Annotated in this window: 13 protein-coding genes; 5 read left to right on the forward strand and 8 right to left on the reverse strand. The window is 53.0% G+C overall.

The features are described from left to right. Positions 1 to 32 precede the first annotated feature (32 nt). The 7 genes from aroB to ACU8YC_RS16565 form a co-directional block, all read right to left on the reverse strand. Positions 33 to 1121: a 3-dehydroquinate synthase gene (gene aroB, locus ACU8YC_RS16535; protein WP_151216849.1), complete on the reverse strand. Its 1089-nt coding sequence runs from the start codon at positions 1119 to 1121 to the stop codon at positions 33 to 35. 57 nt (positions 1122 to 1178) lie between these two features. Next, complete coding sequence (gene aroK, locus ACU8YC_RS16540) at positions 1179 to 1700, reverse strand: shikimate kinase AroK (protein ID WP_003023552.1); 522 nt, start codon at positions 1698 to 1700, stop codon at positions 1179 to 1181. A 404-nt stretch (positions 1701 to 2104) separates the two neighbouring features. Then, positions 2105 to 3352, reverse strand: a complete 1248-nt coding sequence (hofQ, locus tag ACU8YC_RS16545; protein WP_151216850.1) for a DNA uptake porin HofQ — start codon at positions 3350 to 3352, stop codon at positions 2105 to 2107. Next, on the reverse strand, positions 3255 to 3668 hold the full coding sequence (locus ACU8YC_RS16550) for a HofP DNA utilization family protein (RefSeq protein ID WP_187253790.1): 414 nt from the start codon (positions 3666 to 3668) through the stop codon (positions 3255 to 3257). The genes hofQ and ACU8YC_RS16550 overlap by 98 nt, the downstream gene beginning before the upstream one ends. Beyond that, positions 3658 to 4113: a HofO family protein gene (locus ACU8YC_RS16555; RefSeq protein WP_151216852.1), complete on the reverse strand. Its 456-nt coding sequence runs from the start codon at positions 4111 to 4113 to the stop codon at positions 3658 to 3660. The genes ACU8YC_RS16550 and ACU8YC_RS16555 overlap by 11 nt, the downstream gene beginning before the upstream one ends. Continuing rightward, entirely contained in the window at positions 4097 to 4636 is a 540-nt protein-coding gene (locus ACU8YC_RS16560; protein ID WP_423390482.1) for a PilN domain-containing protein, read from the reverse strand. The genes ACU8YC_RS16555 and ACU8YC_RS16560 overlap by 17 nt, the downstream gene beginning before the upstream one ends. Next, a complete protein-coding gene (locus ACU8YC_RS16565; protein ID WP_151216854.1) occupies positions 4636 to 5415 on the reverse strand; it encodes a DNA utilization protein HofM in 780 nt (259 codons plus the stop codon). Before ACU8YC_RS16565 ends, ACU8YC_RS16560 begins: the two co-directional genes overlap by 1 nt. Before the next feature lie 120 nt (positions 5416 to 5535). On the opposite strand from ACU8YC_RS16565, the gene mrcA reads away from it, so the two are divergent. After that, positions 5536 to 8088, forward strand: coding sequence for a peptidoglycan glycosyltransferase/peptidoglycan DD-transpeptidase MrcA (mrcA, locus tag ACU8YC_RS16570; RefSeq protein ID WP_187253794.1), 2553 nt, complete (start codon positions 5536 to 5538; stop codon positions 8086 to 8088). Positions 8089 to 8175: 87 nt separating this feature from the next. Here the strand turns inward: mrcA and nudE are convergent, their stop codons facing one another. Further along, positions 8176 to 8736: an ADP compounds hydrolase NudE gene (nudE, locus tag ACU8YC_RS16575; RefSeq protein WP_016154795.1), complete on the reverse strand. Its 561-nt coding sequence runs from the start codon at positions 8734 to 8736 to the stop codon at positions 8176 to 8178. 322 nt (positions 8737 to 9058) lie between these two features. On the opposite strand from nudE, the gene igaA reads away from it, so the two are divergent. The 4 genes from igaA to hslO all read left to right on the forward strand — a co-directional run bounded on the left by igaA (position 9059) and on the right by hslO (position 13240). Next, positions 9059 to 11194 carry an intracellular growth attenuator protein IgaA gene (gene igaA, locus ACU8YC_RS16580; RefSeq protein ID WP_187253795.1) on the forward strand — a complete coding sequence of 712 codons (2136 nt, stop codon included), beginning with the start codon at positions 9059 to 9061 and terminating at the stop codon, positions 11192 to 11194. A gap of 62 nt (positions 11195 to 11256) precedes the next feature. Beyond that, entirely contained in the window at positions 11257 to 11925 is a 669-nt protein-coding gene (gene yrfG / locus ACU8YC_RS16585; protein WP_151216856.1) for a GMP/IMP nucleotidase, read from the forward strand. Between the two features lie 10 nt (positions 11926 to 11935). Then, positions 11936 to 12337, forward strand: a complete 402-nt coding sequence (gene hslR / locus ACU8YC_RS16590; RefSeq protein WP_151216857.1) for a ribosome-associated heat shock protein Hsp15 — start codon at positions 11936 to 11938, stop codon at positions 12335 to 12337. A 24-nt stretch (positions 12338 to 12361) separates the two neighbouring features. Further along, positions 12362 to 13240, forward strand: coding sequence for an Hsp33 family molecular chaperone HslO (hslO, locus tag ACU8YC_RS16595; RefSeq protein ID WP_187253797.1), 879 nt, complete (start codon positions 12362 to 12364; stop codon positions 13238 to 13240). The last annotated feature ends 42 nt before the right edge of the window (positions 13241 to 13282 follow it).

The following is a 13282-nucleotide window of genomic DNA, read 5'->3' on the forward strand; positions in this document are numbered from 1 at the left end:
GTTTCGCAACGTAAGCCAGACCTTTCTTGTTGTTACGCCAGCTGGCAATCAGCAATAGCGTTAAGAACCACCTCGTGCGACACTCCGCCGCGCACTTCACTCTTCCCTATAGCCTGCGGAAGCACTAAACGAATCTCTCCCGCTAACACTTTTTTATCTCGCAGCATGTGCGGCAGATAAGCCTCGGTAGACATCTCACGCGGCCCATTAACCGGTAAACCCGCGCGTTGCAGCAGCGTTATGATGCGCTGCGTATCAGCACAGGTAAACTGACCCAGGCGTTCCGAGGTACGGGCAGCCATTACCATACCTGCTGCGACTGCTTCACCATGTAACCAATTGCCATAACCCATTTCAGCTTCAATTGCATGGCCAAACGTATGCCCCAGATTCAGTAAAGCACGTAAGCCCATTTCTCGCTCGTCTGCTGCAACAACTTCTGCTTTCAGCTCACAACAACGACGAATACAGTACGCCATTGCCGGACCGTCCAGGCGCAACAACGCATCCAGATTGTCTTCCAGCCAGTTGAAAAACTTACCGTCAAGAATGATGCCGTATTTGATCACTTCCGCCAGGCCCGATGCCAGCTCACGCGCAGGAAGCGTTTTCAGACAATCGAGATCCACCACCACAGAGGCCGGTTGGTAAAACGCGCCAATCATGTTTTTACCGAGGGGATGGTTTACGGCGGTTTTGCCGCCAACGGAAGAGTCGACCTGCGACAACAGGGTTGTTGGGACTTGAATAAAACGAACACCGCGCTGATAGCTGGCAGCCGCAAAACCGGTCAGATCGCCAATCACGCCGCCGCCAAGTGCGACTAACGTGGTATCACGACCATGTGGTTTTTGCAGTAACGCAGTGAAAACCGTATCCAGAACCGTCAGGCTTTTATACTGCTCGCCATCGGGGAGGATAACGCTATCAACGTTAACACCCGCCTGTTCAAGTACGCCGCGAACCTTATCGAGATAAAGGGGAGCCAGGGTTTCGTTGGTCACCAACATAACCTGATCGCCCGATTTCAGCGGTAAGAATGAAGCTGGCTCATTAAACAAACCAGCCGCGATAGTGATAGGGTAACTACGTTCCCCGAGAGTGACTGTGATCCTCTCCATTACGCGACATCCACCTTAGTTACTTGTACCCGCAGACGAGTGTGTATTCAGCCAGAATTAGTTGCTTTCCAACATATGAATAATCTGGTTTGCTACGACTTTTGCGCTCTGATCGTCGGTGCGAATGGTCACGTCAGCAATCTCTTCATACAAAGGATTACGTTCGTCAGCCAACGCTTCCAGAACTTCACGAGGCGGTGATTCTACCTGCAGCAGCGGGCGTTTCTTGTCACGTTGAGTACGCGCAAGTTGTTTTTCAATTGTCGTTTCAAGATAGACCACGACGCCACGCGCGGAGAGACGGTTACGTGTTTCACGTGATTTTACAGAGCCACCGCCAGTTGCCAGCACAATACCCTGTTTTTCCGTCAACTCGTTGATGACTTTTTCTTCGCGATCACGGAAGCCGTCTTCACCTTCTACATCGAAGACCCAGCCCACATCAGCTCCGGTTCGTTTCTCAATCTCTTGATCAGAATCGTAAAATTCCATATTGAGTTGTTGAGCTAACTGGCGCCCAATAGTGCTTTTTCCGGCACCCATAGGCCCAACCAGAAAGATATTGCGTTTCTCTGCCATTTTTTCGGTACTACTAAGACTATTCGTTAATGGTAAACCCGCTTCGCAGACACCCAGCGCAGCAGGACATGAACTGAAACCTCATAAGATATTGCGAGAGTCAGACTGAAAATTATCTCAATACTCAAGCGGGTTTGGCAACTGAATAAATCACCAAACCTTACGCATTTCTGGTCGTGGCAGGCATGCTACCCTGCAAACATCAGACCTGGCGACGTATCGCGCAGCCAAATGACACGAAATAAGCCTATGACACACCACCGGAAAGGCAAAGCGTATTCATTGCCGCATAAGTAAAGAAAAGTACCGACGCTCAAATCGGTACTCCTTGTATGCTAAATACTCCCGCACGTCAAATCCCTGAAACGTGTTCAGTGCAAAAACAACGGCTTTTCATGCATAAGTTATTCCGTTAAAACCAGTCTGGGCGTAATAAACACCACTAATTCGCGCCGTTCGTCTTCTTTTCCATCATGGCGAAAGAGAGAGCCAAGCCAGGGAATATCGCCTAACAGCGGCACGCTGTCGGCAGCGGATTTATTTTTGTGTGAAAAAATCCCGCCCAGGGCAATCGTTTCGCCGCTTTTTACCTCGACCTGCGTTTCAATTTCCTGCTTATCTATAGCCAGAACTTCGCCATCCGCCTGTTGTAACACCTGCCCGGGAACATTCTGGCTGATATGCAGTTTCAGCCTGATTCGTCCTTTCTGCAACACGGTAGGCGTTACCTCCATCCCCAATACAGCTTCTTTAAACTCGACGGATGTCGCGCCGCTTTCACCGCTGGAGACCTGATATGGGATTTCGCTACCCTGCTTAATACTGGCAGGTTGCAGGTGAGAAGCCAGTAAACGTGGACTGGCGATGATATCCAACTGCTGTTTTTGCTCCAGCGCAGACAGTTCCAGTTCGAGTAAACGACCGTTAATGCGGCCAATGTTAAATCCTACACGGGTTGTAGCGGTGGCGACAGAGAGATCGCTGGCAAGCGTTGTAACATTACCCACCGTACCGAGTTGCTGTGCGTCAGCCAGCGACCACTTAACCCCCAGCTCACGCAAACTTTTTTCATTAATTGTGACGATATGCGCCGCCAGCTCAACCTGTGCAACCGGCAGATCCATTTGCGCCACCCACTTTTCCAGTGCGTTAAGCGCAACGCGATTATCACGCAGCAGTAAACGGTTGGTTCGTTTATCCACCGTCATGCTGCCTTTGGCGCTAAGCAGCTTTTCTCCGGCCTTGGCCAGCTCGGATGCATCGGCATAGTGCAAAATGATGCTGCGATGTTCCAGTGGTAAACTGGCCTGAGTCCGTGCCTGCTCATTTTCCTGGCGGGCCGCATTTTCACTCTGCCATTGAACAGAATGCACATGCAGAATATTGCCCTCCTGGCGTAATACCAGCCCGGCGCTTTTCACTACCGTTTGCAATGCCTGCTTCCAGGGCACATTCGTCAGATGCAGTGACAGCACACCGCTAACATCCGGTGAAACCACCAGGTTTTTCTGTTCTTGTTCAGCTAATGCCTGCAATACCTGCACAACCGGCACTTCATCGACCACCAGCGTCACGTTTTGTGATTTCCCCGCCAGCACGCTGGGAATCACGACCATTACCATTATCACTATCCACGCCATCCTTCGCTTCATTTACCGCTCCTTGTCGTTGCCACTGCCACTGTGGTGGCTCGCAGTTTTTCCCTATGTCGAGGGTTATGCTCTGAGCTGTTATCTGTGCCACTTTCCAACCGTTTTTCAGTACCTCATTTCGCTCCACTCGCCGCCATTTGTGTTGGTTATCCTGCACGATGCCGATGGGTCGTGTGTCCTGGCTCACCATTCCCTGAAAACGCCATGCTGACAGTTCAGCAATTTGGCAGTGGTCTTCCGGCGGCAGGAAGGGATTACGCATACCGGTGAGCACCAGTACGCTTACGCATGCCAACAACCAGCGTTTAACCGTCATTCAGGCGCTCCAGTTGTAGCGTTAGCAGCAATTCAGCTCCTTCCTGGCTGAGAGAAAATTGGCTAACGTTCATTCCCTGCTCCGCCAGTTGGACAAACATCAGCGGGATGGCATCCCAGGCTGGCTTGAGCGTCATCTCTCCACCCTGAGCGGAGGGCTGCCAGTGGAGAAGACGTGTGTGCAGAGTCTGAAACAGCAGCGGAGAGAACGGAATCAGCGGCTCTTCAGGAGCTTCTGATGATGTCGCCAGCAAATATAGATTTCGCCATTGTGTCTGAATGGCCGCACGTTGCTGGTTGAGCGCCTCTTGATGCATCACCCGTTTCTGCGCGACGGGATGAAGACAGAGCAAGACGGCGATAAGCAGTCCCAGCAGCCAGCCACACCAGCAAATGAGCCGAAAGCGCGGCGACTGTGCTAACCAGCTATCACAGAGCGTTATCATGCGCACCGCTCCGCGTTAGTCGATAGTGGAATTGCCAGCGTCCCTGCGCATCCTGCTGCGTTTCCCCTGGGCTGTTCAACTGAAACCGCGACGGCTGGCGTAATTGCGCTTCCAGCGTCTTTAGCGCCGCAAAATTCAGCGTGTTTCCCGTCAGCTCCAGCGTCTCCTGCTGCCAGGTGATTTTTGTAAACCACGCCTGCTCTGGCAGTAATTCCGCTAGCCCTTGCAAAACCAGCTGCCAGCTTCGGGTCTGCTCACGCTGCCTGTTTCGTTCTTTTACCTGCAGCCATCGTTGCTGGCGATGCTTCATGCGCGGCTTTAGCGCCATTAAGGCCTCGCCTCGCGTCTTTTCGGCATCAGCCAGCAACAATTCAATCCGGATTTCTATGTAAAAAACGCTGCAATAGCGCAACAACACGCCAATGCTAAGCACTAGCGAAGCGCTAAATAAAACGCCCCAGAAACGCAGGCAGGCGCGTCGTCGCGTCTGGCGCCAGGGGAGGAGGTTGATGGTCGCTATCATTAGCACACGCCTCCCATAGCGAGTCCCAAAGCAATGGCGAAACGATGGCTTTGCGTGGGAATGGGCGGCTGGCGCACGGATACCACGCTTAACGGATCGAAGCCGTCGGGGTCACATAGCGCAATGGCTGTCGTGGGAAGAGACAATGTCGCGGCAAGCTCGTCGATACTGCCAATATCACCCGTTGATTTACGTCCCCATGCCGAATGGGTAGCCCACAGCCACTGGGCGTCATCACGCCATACCAAACACTGTTGATGTTCTGGCAAATAGGGAATAAATCGCTGTAACGCACTGGCATCCGGGGTAATCGCCGTAACCTGCACTTTCAGCGTTTGAATAAGCGTCAGCAGTGTTGAAATCTCTTTGCTTTGCGCGGCAGTGACGTTAAACACCGGGCTCAATGCGTCTTCGCTATAATCGAAATGCAGCGCATCTGGTGCCATATCCAATTCACGCGCCATCGAACCGGATAACCATGCGGTTTGCTCCGGCTCGCGTAATGTCATATCCGGACGAGGGTACTTTTTTTGTAAAGTCCTGTTGGCGGGAAAGGAAAGATGAATATGGTGTCGGCGAGGAAGCTCACGGCTCCACGGCAGTAGCGCAGCGACAAGCTGTTCAGGCTCGCGAATGTGGCCATCGACGATAACCTGAGGCGTCAGCGGTATGCGCCACCAGCGTTGTAGAAACCAACCGGATGCGTCGCGAACAGCGGCGACTGCCAGCGCTTCATGTTGCTGAATATGCAGACCAATTTTCCAGATATTGAAAGCCATTGCTGATGATCTCCGTATCACCCGTTGCTTTAACGGGTATATCAATGCGTCTGGCTTGCCTTTATACTACCGCGCGTTTGTTTATAAACTGCCCAAATGCCACTAAATGGGAAATCTCCAGTGAAGTTCGTAAAGTATTTATTAATCCTTGCAGTATGTTGCATCCTGCTGGGAGCAGGCTCGATTTATGGCCTTTATCGCTATATTGAGCCGCAATTACCTGACGTCGCGACGCTCAAAGACGTGCGTTTACAGATCCCGATGCAGGTTTACAGCGCTGACGGCGAGCTGATCGCGCAATATGGCGAGAAACGTCGAATCCCGGTCACGCTGGATCAGATGCCGCCAGTAATGGTTAAAGCCTTTATCGCCACAGAAGACAGCCGTTTTTATGATCACCATGGGGTAGACCCGGTGGGGATCTTCCGTGCGGCCAGTGTCGCGTTGTTCTCTGGGCACGCGTCGCAAGGGGCGAGCACCATTACCCAACAGTTGGCGAGAAACTTCTTCCTCAGCCCAGAACGTACGCTGATGCGTAAGATCAAAGAGGTGTTCCTGGCGATCCGCATTGAACAACTGCTGAGTAAAGATGAGATCCTCGAGCTGTATCTGAACAAGATTTACCTGGGGTATCGCGCCTATGGCGTGGGTGCTGCCGCGCAGGTCTATTTCGGTAAGACCGTTGATCAGCTTAGCTTAAGTGAAATTGCTGTGATTGCCGGTCTGCCAAAAGCGCCGTCAACCTTCAACCCACTCTATTCGATGGACCGGGCAACCGCTCGACGTAACGTCGTGCTGTCGCGCATGTTGAGCGAAAACTACATCACGCAGGCCCAGTACGATCAGGCGCGTAATGAAGCGATTGACGCCAACTATCACGCGCCGGAAATCGCTTTCTCTGCACCGTATCTGTCTGAGATGGTGCGCCAGGAGATGTATAACCGTTATGGCGAGAAAGCCTATGAAGACGGGTATCGCATTACCACCACCATTACGCGTAAAGTACAGCAGGCAGCTCAGCAGGCAGTACGTAACAACGTGATGGATTACGACATGCGTCACGGCTACCGCGGCCCGTCGAACGTGCTGTGGAAAGTGGGCGAAAGCAGTTGGGACAGTAAAAAAATCACCGATACGCTGAAAGCGTTGCCGACTTATGGACCGCTATTACCGGCGGTTGTTACCAGCGCCAATCCGCAGGAAGCCATTGCCGCGCTAGCGGATGGTACGTCAGTGTCATTACGGATGGATGGCATGCGTTGGGCGCGTCCTTACCGCTCGGATACCCAGCAAGGCCCAACGCCGCGTAAAGTGACCGATGTGGTACAAACCGGACAGCAAATCTGGGTACGCCAGGTTGGCAATGCCTGGTGGCTGGCGCAAGTGCCGGATGTCAACTCCGCACTGGTCTCCATCAATCCGCAAAACGGCGCGGTGCTGGCACTGGTTGGTGGTTTTGACTTCAACCAAAGCAAGTTTAACCGTGCCACCCAGGCGTTACGCCAGGTAGGTTCTAACATCAAACCTTTCCTGTATACCGCCGCGATGGATAAAGGTCTGACGCTGGCGAGCATGCTCAATGACGTGCCGATCTCCCGCTGGGATGCTGGTGCCGGTTCTGACTGGCAGCCGAAGAACTCACCGCCGCAGTATGCTGGTCCTATCCGCTTACGTCAGGGTCTGGGCCAGTCGAAAAACGTGGTGATGGTACGCGCCATGCGCGCAATGGGCGTGGATTACGCGGCAGAGTATCTGCAACGTTTCGGCTTCCCGGCGCAGAACATTGTGCACACTGAGTCGCTCGCGCTGGGTTCTGCCTCGTTCACGCCGTTACAGGTGGCGCGCGGTTACGCGGTGATGTCTAACGGCGGCTTCCTGGTCGATCCGTATTTCATCAGCAAGATCGAAAGCGATATGGGCGGCGTGATCTTCGAGGCGAAGCCAAAAATTGCCTGCCCGGAATGTGATATTCCAGTGATTTATGGTGACACCCAGAAATCTAACGTTTTGGAAAACAATAACGTAGAAGATGTCGCCGTCTCGCAGGAACAGCAGAATGCCGCCGTGCCAATGCCGCAGCTTGAGCAAGCTAACCAGGCGCTGGTCGCGCAAAGCGGAACGCAGGAGTATGCGCCTCACGTGATCAACACGCCGCTGGCCTTCCTGATTAAAAGCGCGCTGAACACCAATATCTTTGGTGAGCCAGGCTGGATGGGAACCGGTTGGCGTGCAGGTCGCGATCTACAGCGCCATGATATCGGCGGGAAAACCGGGACCACCAACAGCTCTAAAGATGCGTGGTTCTCCGGCTACGGGCCGGGGGTGGTGACATCGGTCTGGATCGGATTTGACGACCATCGCCGCAACCTTGGTCACACAACGGCCTCCGGGGCGATCAAAGACCAAATCTCCGGTTACGAAGGCGGCGCGAAGAGTGCGCAGCCTGCATGGGATGCCTACATGAAATCCGTGCTGGAAGGTGTGCCTGAGCAGCCGCTGACGCCGCCTCCGGGCATCGTGACGGTCAATATCGATCGCAGCACCGGTCAACTGGCAAGCGGTGGTAACAGCCGCGCAGAGTATTTCATTGAAGGCACTCAGCCGACGCAGCAGGCAGTGCATGAGGTGGGGACGACCATTATCGATAATGGTGAGACGCACGAACTGTTCTGATCAAAAAAGGCGCTTAGGCGCCTTTTTTATTATTCACATACTCGCTGTAGGCCGGAGCAGGCGTTAGCCGAGTTCCGGCAATCGCAATTAAAGCCGCCCCTGCCCTTTCAGCCATTCGCGCACGAGGAACAGCGCACTCACATTACGCGCTTCGTGAAAATCAGGATCTTCCAGCAGATCCATCAAATGCGCCAGCGGCCAGCGCACTTGCGGTAATGGCTCAGGCTCATCGCCCTCCAGTGATTCAGGATATAAGTCCTCTGCCACCACAATGTTCATCTTGCTGGAGAAATAGGACGGCGCCATGCTGAGTTTCTTCAAAAACGTCAGATCTTTTGCGCCAAACCCTACTTCTTCTTTTAGTTCCCGATTTGCCGCTTCATAGACGCTTTCGCCAGGGTCAATTAACCCCTTAGAAAAACCCAGTTCATAAGATTCGGTGCCAACCGCGTATTCACGGATGAGGATCAGGTGATCGTCCACAATCGGCACAATCATTACCGCTTCACGCGTGGAAGGGCGCATACGTTCATAAACGCGGCGGACGCCATTGCTGAACTCAAGGTCCACGCTTTCGACTTTAAACAGCCGGGATTGGGCGACGGTTTCCACTTTTAAAATCGTGGGTTTCTGTAATGATTTGCTCATTGTGAGGATCTTTGCTGTGAAATCTGGGGTTATTGTGCGACATGCCGCAAGGTTTCGGCAATGTGAATTGCCGTTTATTTACATTTATGTAACGTACTAAAAGTTAATCCTTATTTCAAATTAAAAGTCAATAGGTTGAAATAACTCCAGGAATTTGCTGATATTCCATTTTTAGTGATTTTGCTATGATTCGCATTTACTGGGCTGTACTTAAAGATGCTCAAGTTCGACTCCACACTTGCCGATAGCCAACCACAGAATCACGAATATTGAACAGGGTGCGACTGACCACGCCTGACAGACTAAGTAAGATGGGGAAAGCATGAGCACCATTCTGATTTTTTTAGCTGCTTTGCTGGCCTGCTCATTGCTTGCAGGATGGCTACTCAGAACAAAAACCAGGCGGAAAAATTTTCCTTTGAGCAACGTCTTCTCAGACGCCTCAGAACGTAAACTTACGCCAGAAGAGCGCAGTGCAGTCGAAAATTATCTCGAAAGCCTTAGTCAAATTCAGCAGGTACCCGGCCCAACGGGTGCCAGCTCCGCGCCAGTATCGCTAACGCTGAATGCCCAAAGTAATAGCGTCATCGTGCTTACGCACGCGATTACACGTTACGGCATTACCACCGACGATCCTAACAAATGGCGTTACTATCTTGATTCCGTTGAGGTACATCTTCCCCCCTTCTGGGAACAATACATCAATGACGAAAACAGCGTTGAGCTAATCCACACCAATACGATACCGCTGGTTATCTCTCTGAACGGCCATACGCTGCAGGAATATATGCAGGAAGCGCGTGGCTATGCGCTACAGCACACCGCCTCTACCCAAGCGTCCATTCGTGGTGAAGAAAGCGAGCAGATTGAACTGCTGAATATTCGCCAGGAAACTCATGAAGAATATGCGCTCAGTCGTCCGTCTGGACTGCGCGAAGCGTTGTTAATTGCCGCATCATTCCTGTTGTTCTTCTTCTGTTTGATAATCCCGGATACGTTTGTTCCGTGGACGGTCGGTGGCGCCGTGCTGCTGCTGGCTGCGGGTCTGTGGGGGCTTTTCGCCCCGCCGTCGAAAACCGCCCTGCGGGAAATTCATTGTCTGCGCGGGACTCCGCGTCGCTGGGGGCTGTTTGGCGAAAACGATCAGGAGCAAATTAATAATATCTCGTTGGGCATTATTGATCTGATTTATCCACGTCACTGGCAGCCTTACATTGCGCAGGATCTCGGCCAGCAAACAGATATCGATATTTATCTCGATCGCCACGTTGTCCGCCAGGGACGCTTTTTATCCCTGCATGACGAAGTCAAAAACTTCCCGTTACAGCACTGGTTACGCAATGCCGTCATCGCAGGCGGCTCGTTGCTGGTACTGCTGATGCTGCTTGTTTGGATCCCGCTGGATATGCCGATAAAGCTTACGCTTTCCTGGATGAAGGGGGCGCAAACTATCGAAGCCACCAGCGTTAAACAACTTGAAAACGCAGGCGTTCGTGTGGGTGACACGCTGCAACTGAGCGGTACGGGTATGTGTAACATTCATACCCAGGGGAGCTGGAATGCTCAGCCTTCCACACCGTTTACGCCTTTCGATTGCACGCAAATTATCTGGAATGACGCGCGCGCATTACCGCTGCCCGAATCCGAGCTGGTGAATAAAGCCATCGCGCTGACACAGGCCGTGAACCGACAACTGCATCCCAAAGCGGATGATGACTCTCGCGTTAGCGCATCGTTACGCTCTGCAATCCAAAAATCCGGCATGGTGTTACTGGACGACTTTGGCGAGATAGTCCTGAAAACGGCCGATCTTTGCGCGGCCAAAGATGAATGTGTACGATTAAAAAATGCGCTGGTGAACCTGGGTAACAGTAAAGACTGGGCGGCGCTAGTGAAACGGGCGAACGCAGGTAAACTGGATGGCGTGAACGTGCTGCTGCGTCCGGTAAGCGCGGAGTCGTTGGATAATCTGGTGAATACCTCTACGGCACCGTTTATTTCTCGCGAGACAGCGCGAGCGGCCCAGGCGCTGAATAGCCCTGCGCCCGGCGGTTTCCTGATTATCAGCGACGAAGGCAGCGATCTGGTCGATCAACCGTGGCCGACGACTTCGCTATATGACTATCCCCCACAGGAACAGTGGAACGCCTTCCAGCGACTGGCGCAGATGCTGATGCAGACGCCGTTTCGTGCGGAGGGGATCGTCACCAATATTTCGACCGACGCCAATGGAACCCAGCACATTGGCCTTCACCGTATCCCGGACCGTTCAGGATTATGGCGCTACCTTGGCACAACGCTGCTGATGTTCTCGATGCTCGGATGCGCTATCTACAACAGCATACAGGCATTCAGACGCTACCAGCGTCATCGCACCCGCATCGCGGAAATTCAGAGCTACTACGAAAGCTGCCTGAATCCTACGCTGATTGACGACACGGAAAGCCTGATTCGATAACACGCTCGCGCGACAGGATATGCTACTCTGTCGCGCATCATGTTTTCTTCTGGGGAGTTTCCATGCAGATCAATATTGCCTGGCAGGATGTCGACACCGTGTTGTTAGATATGGACGGCACGTTGCTCGACCTGGCATTCGATAACTATTTCTGGCAAAAACTGGTGCCTGAAACCTATGGCGCGAAGCAGGGTATCTCTCCCCAGGAAGCCCAGGCCTATATTCGTCAGCAGTATCACGCCGTGCAGCATACGCTGAACTGGTATTGCCTGGATTACTGGAGCGAATGCCTGGATCTGGATATTTGCGCGATGACAACGGAACAGGGACCACGCGCCGTTTTACGTGAAGATACCGTACCGTTTCTTGATGCCTTAAAAGCCAGCGGCAAGCGTCGTATTTTGCTCACCAACGCGCATCCGCATAACCTGGCGGTGAAGCTGGAGCACACCGGTCTGGCCTCACACCTTGATTTATTACTTTCCACCCACACATTTGGTTATCCCAAAGAGGATCAGCGGTTATGGCACGCTGTGGCTGAAGAAACGGGAATGAGTGCAGAGAAGACGCTGTTTATTGACGACAGCGAACCCATTCTCGATGCCGCTGCTCTGTACGGTATTCGTTACTGCCTCGGCGTAACCAATCCCGATTCTGGCATTGCGGAAAAACAGTATGCACGCCACCCGTCACTGAATGACTACCGCCGACTGATCCCCTCACTGATGTGAAGGAGACGCCATGAAAGAAAAGCCCCCTGTTGAAGTCAGGCTGGATAAATGGCTGTGGGCTGCTCGCTTTTACAAAACGCGTGCGCTAGCCCGCGAAATGGTTGAAGGCGGTAAGGTGCATTACAACGGCCAACGCAGCAAGCCGAGCAAGATTGTCGAGCTGAACGCCACCCTCACCCTGCGCCAGGGAAATGACGAACGAACGGTCATTATCAAGGCTATTACCGAGCAGCGTCGCCCGGCCACGGAAGCCGTTACGCTGTATGAAGAAACCGCGGAAAGCGTGGAAAAACGCGAAAAAGTGGCACTGGCGCGTAAACTTAACGCGTTAACCATGCCGCACCCGGACAGGCGACCGGACAAGAAAGAGCGCCGCGACCTGTTACGATTTAAACATGGCGACAGCGAGTGACTGTCACCTGCAAGAGAGATGATTATGCCGCAACATGACCAATTACATCGTTATCTGTTTGAAAACTTTGCCGTGCGCGGCGAGCTGGTGACCGTTTCGGAAACCCTGCAACAGATCCTCGAAAACCATACTTATCCGCAGCCAGTCAAAAACGTGCTGGCCGAGCTGCTGGTCGCCACCAGCCTGCTTACCGCCACGCTGAAGTTTGCTGGTGATATCACTGTACAGCTGCAGGGCGACGGTCCGCTGAGCCTGGCCGTCATTAACGGCAACAACAACCAACAAATGCGCGGCGTGGCCCGCATGCAGGGCGATATCCCTGAAGACGCAGATCTGAAAACGCTGGTGGGTAATGGCTACCTGGTGATCACCATAACCCCGGAAGAAGGCGAGCGCTATCAGGGCGTGGTCGGTCTGGAAGGTGACACGCTAGCTGCCTGCCTGGAAGACTACTTCATGCGTTCTGAACAGCTGCCAACGCGTCTGTTTATCCGCACTGGCGACGTCGATGGCAAACCCGCGGCTGGCGGAATGCTGTTGCAGGTCATGCCGGCGCAAAACGCACAAACCGATGATTTCAACCATCTGGCTACGCTGACCGAAACCATCAAAACTGAAGAGCTGTTGACACTGCCGGCCAACGAAGTGCTGTGGCGCTTGTACCACGAAGAAGAGGTTACCCTCTACGATCCGCAGGACGTTGAGTTCAAATGCACCTGCTCACGCGAACGCTGCGCTGGCGCACTGAAAACGCTACCGGACGAAGAAGTAGACAGCATTCTGGCGGAAGAAGGCGAGATTGATATGCACTGCGATTACTGCGGTAGCCACTATCTGTTTAACGCCATGGACATTGCTGAGATCCGCAGCAACGCCTCCCCGGCAGACCCGCAGGTACATTAATCTTCTTATCCGGCCTACAGGTAAACGGTTGTAGGCCGGATA

Source organism: Citrobacter sp. VF227 (genome assembly GCF_052950715.1).

What these genes read in the sequence shown, in the direction of transcription:
- hslO (WP_187253797.1), top strand. Translation starts at nt 12,362, where the DNA reads ATGCCGCAACATGACCAATTACATCGTTATCTGTTTGAAAACTTTGCC.
- yrfG (WP_151216856.1), top strand. Translation starts at nt 11,257, where the DNA reads ATGCAGATCAATATTGCCTGGCAGGATGTCGACACCGTGTTGTTAGAT.
- aroB (WP_151216849.1), bottom strand. Translation starts at nt 1,121, where the DNA reads ATGGAGAGGATCACAGTCACTCTCGGGGAACGTAGTTACCCTATCACT.
- ACU8YC_RS16565 (WP_151216854.1), bottom strand. Translation starts at nt 5,415, where the DNA reads ATGGCTTTCAATATCTGGAAAATTGGTCTGCATATTCAGCAACATGAA.
- nudE (WP_016154795.1), bottom strand. Translation starts at nt 8,736, where the DNA reads ATGAGCAAATCATTACAGAAACCCACGATTTTAAAAGTGGAAACCGTC.
- hslR (WP_151216857.1), top strand. Translation starts at nt 11,936, where the DNA reads ATGAAAGAAAAGCCCCCTGTTGAAGTCAGGCTGGATAAATGGCTGTGG.
- igaA (WP_187253795.1), top strand. Translation starts at nt 9,059, where the DNA reads ATGAGCACCATTCTGATTTTTTTAGCTGCTTTGCTGGCCTGCTCATTG.
- hofQ (WP_151216850.1), bottom strand. Translation starts at nt 3,352, where the DNA reads ATGAAGCGAAGGATGGCGTGGATAGTGATAATGGTAATGGTCGTGATT.
- ACU8YC_RS16560 (WP_423390482.1), bottom strand. Translation starts at nt 4,636, where the DNA reads ATGATAGCGACCATCAACCTCCTCCCCTGGCGCCAGACGCGACGACGC.
- aroK (WP_003023552.1), bottom strand. Translation starts at nt 1,700, where the DNA reads ATGGCAGAGAAACGCAATATCTTTCTGGTTGGGCCTATGGGTGCCGGA.
- ACU8YC_RS16550 (WP_187253790.1), bottom strand. Translation starts at nt 3,668, where the DNA reads ATGACGGTTAAACGCTGGTTGTTGGCATGCGTAAGCGTACTGGTGCTC.
- ACU8YC_RS16555 (WP_151216852.1), bottom strand. Translation starts at nt 4,113, where the DNA reads ATGATAACGCTCTGTGATAGCTGGTTAGCACAGTCGCCGCGCTTTCGG.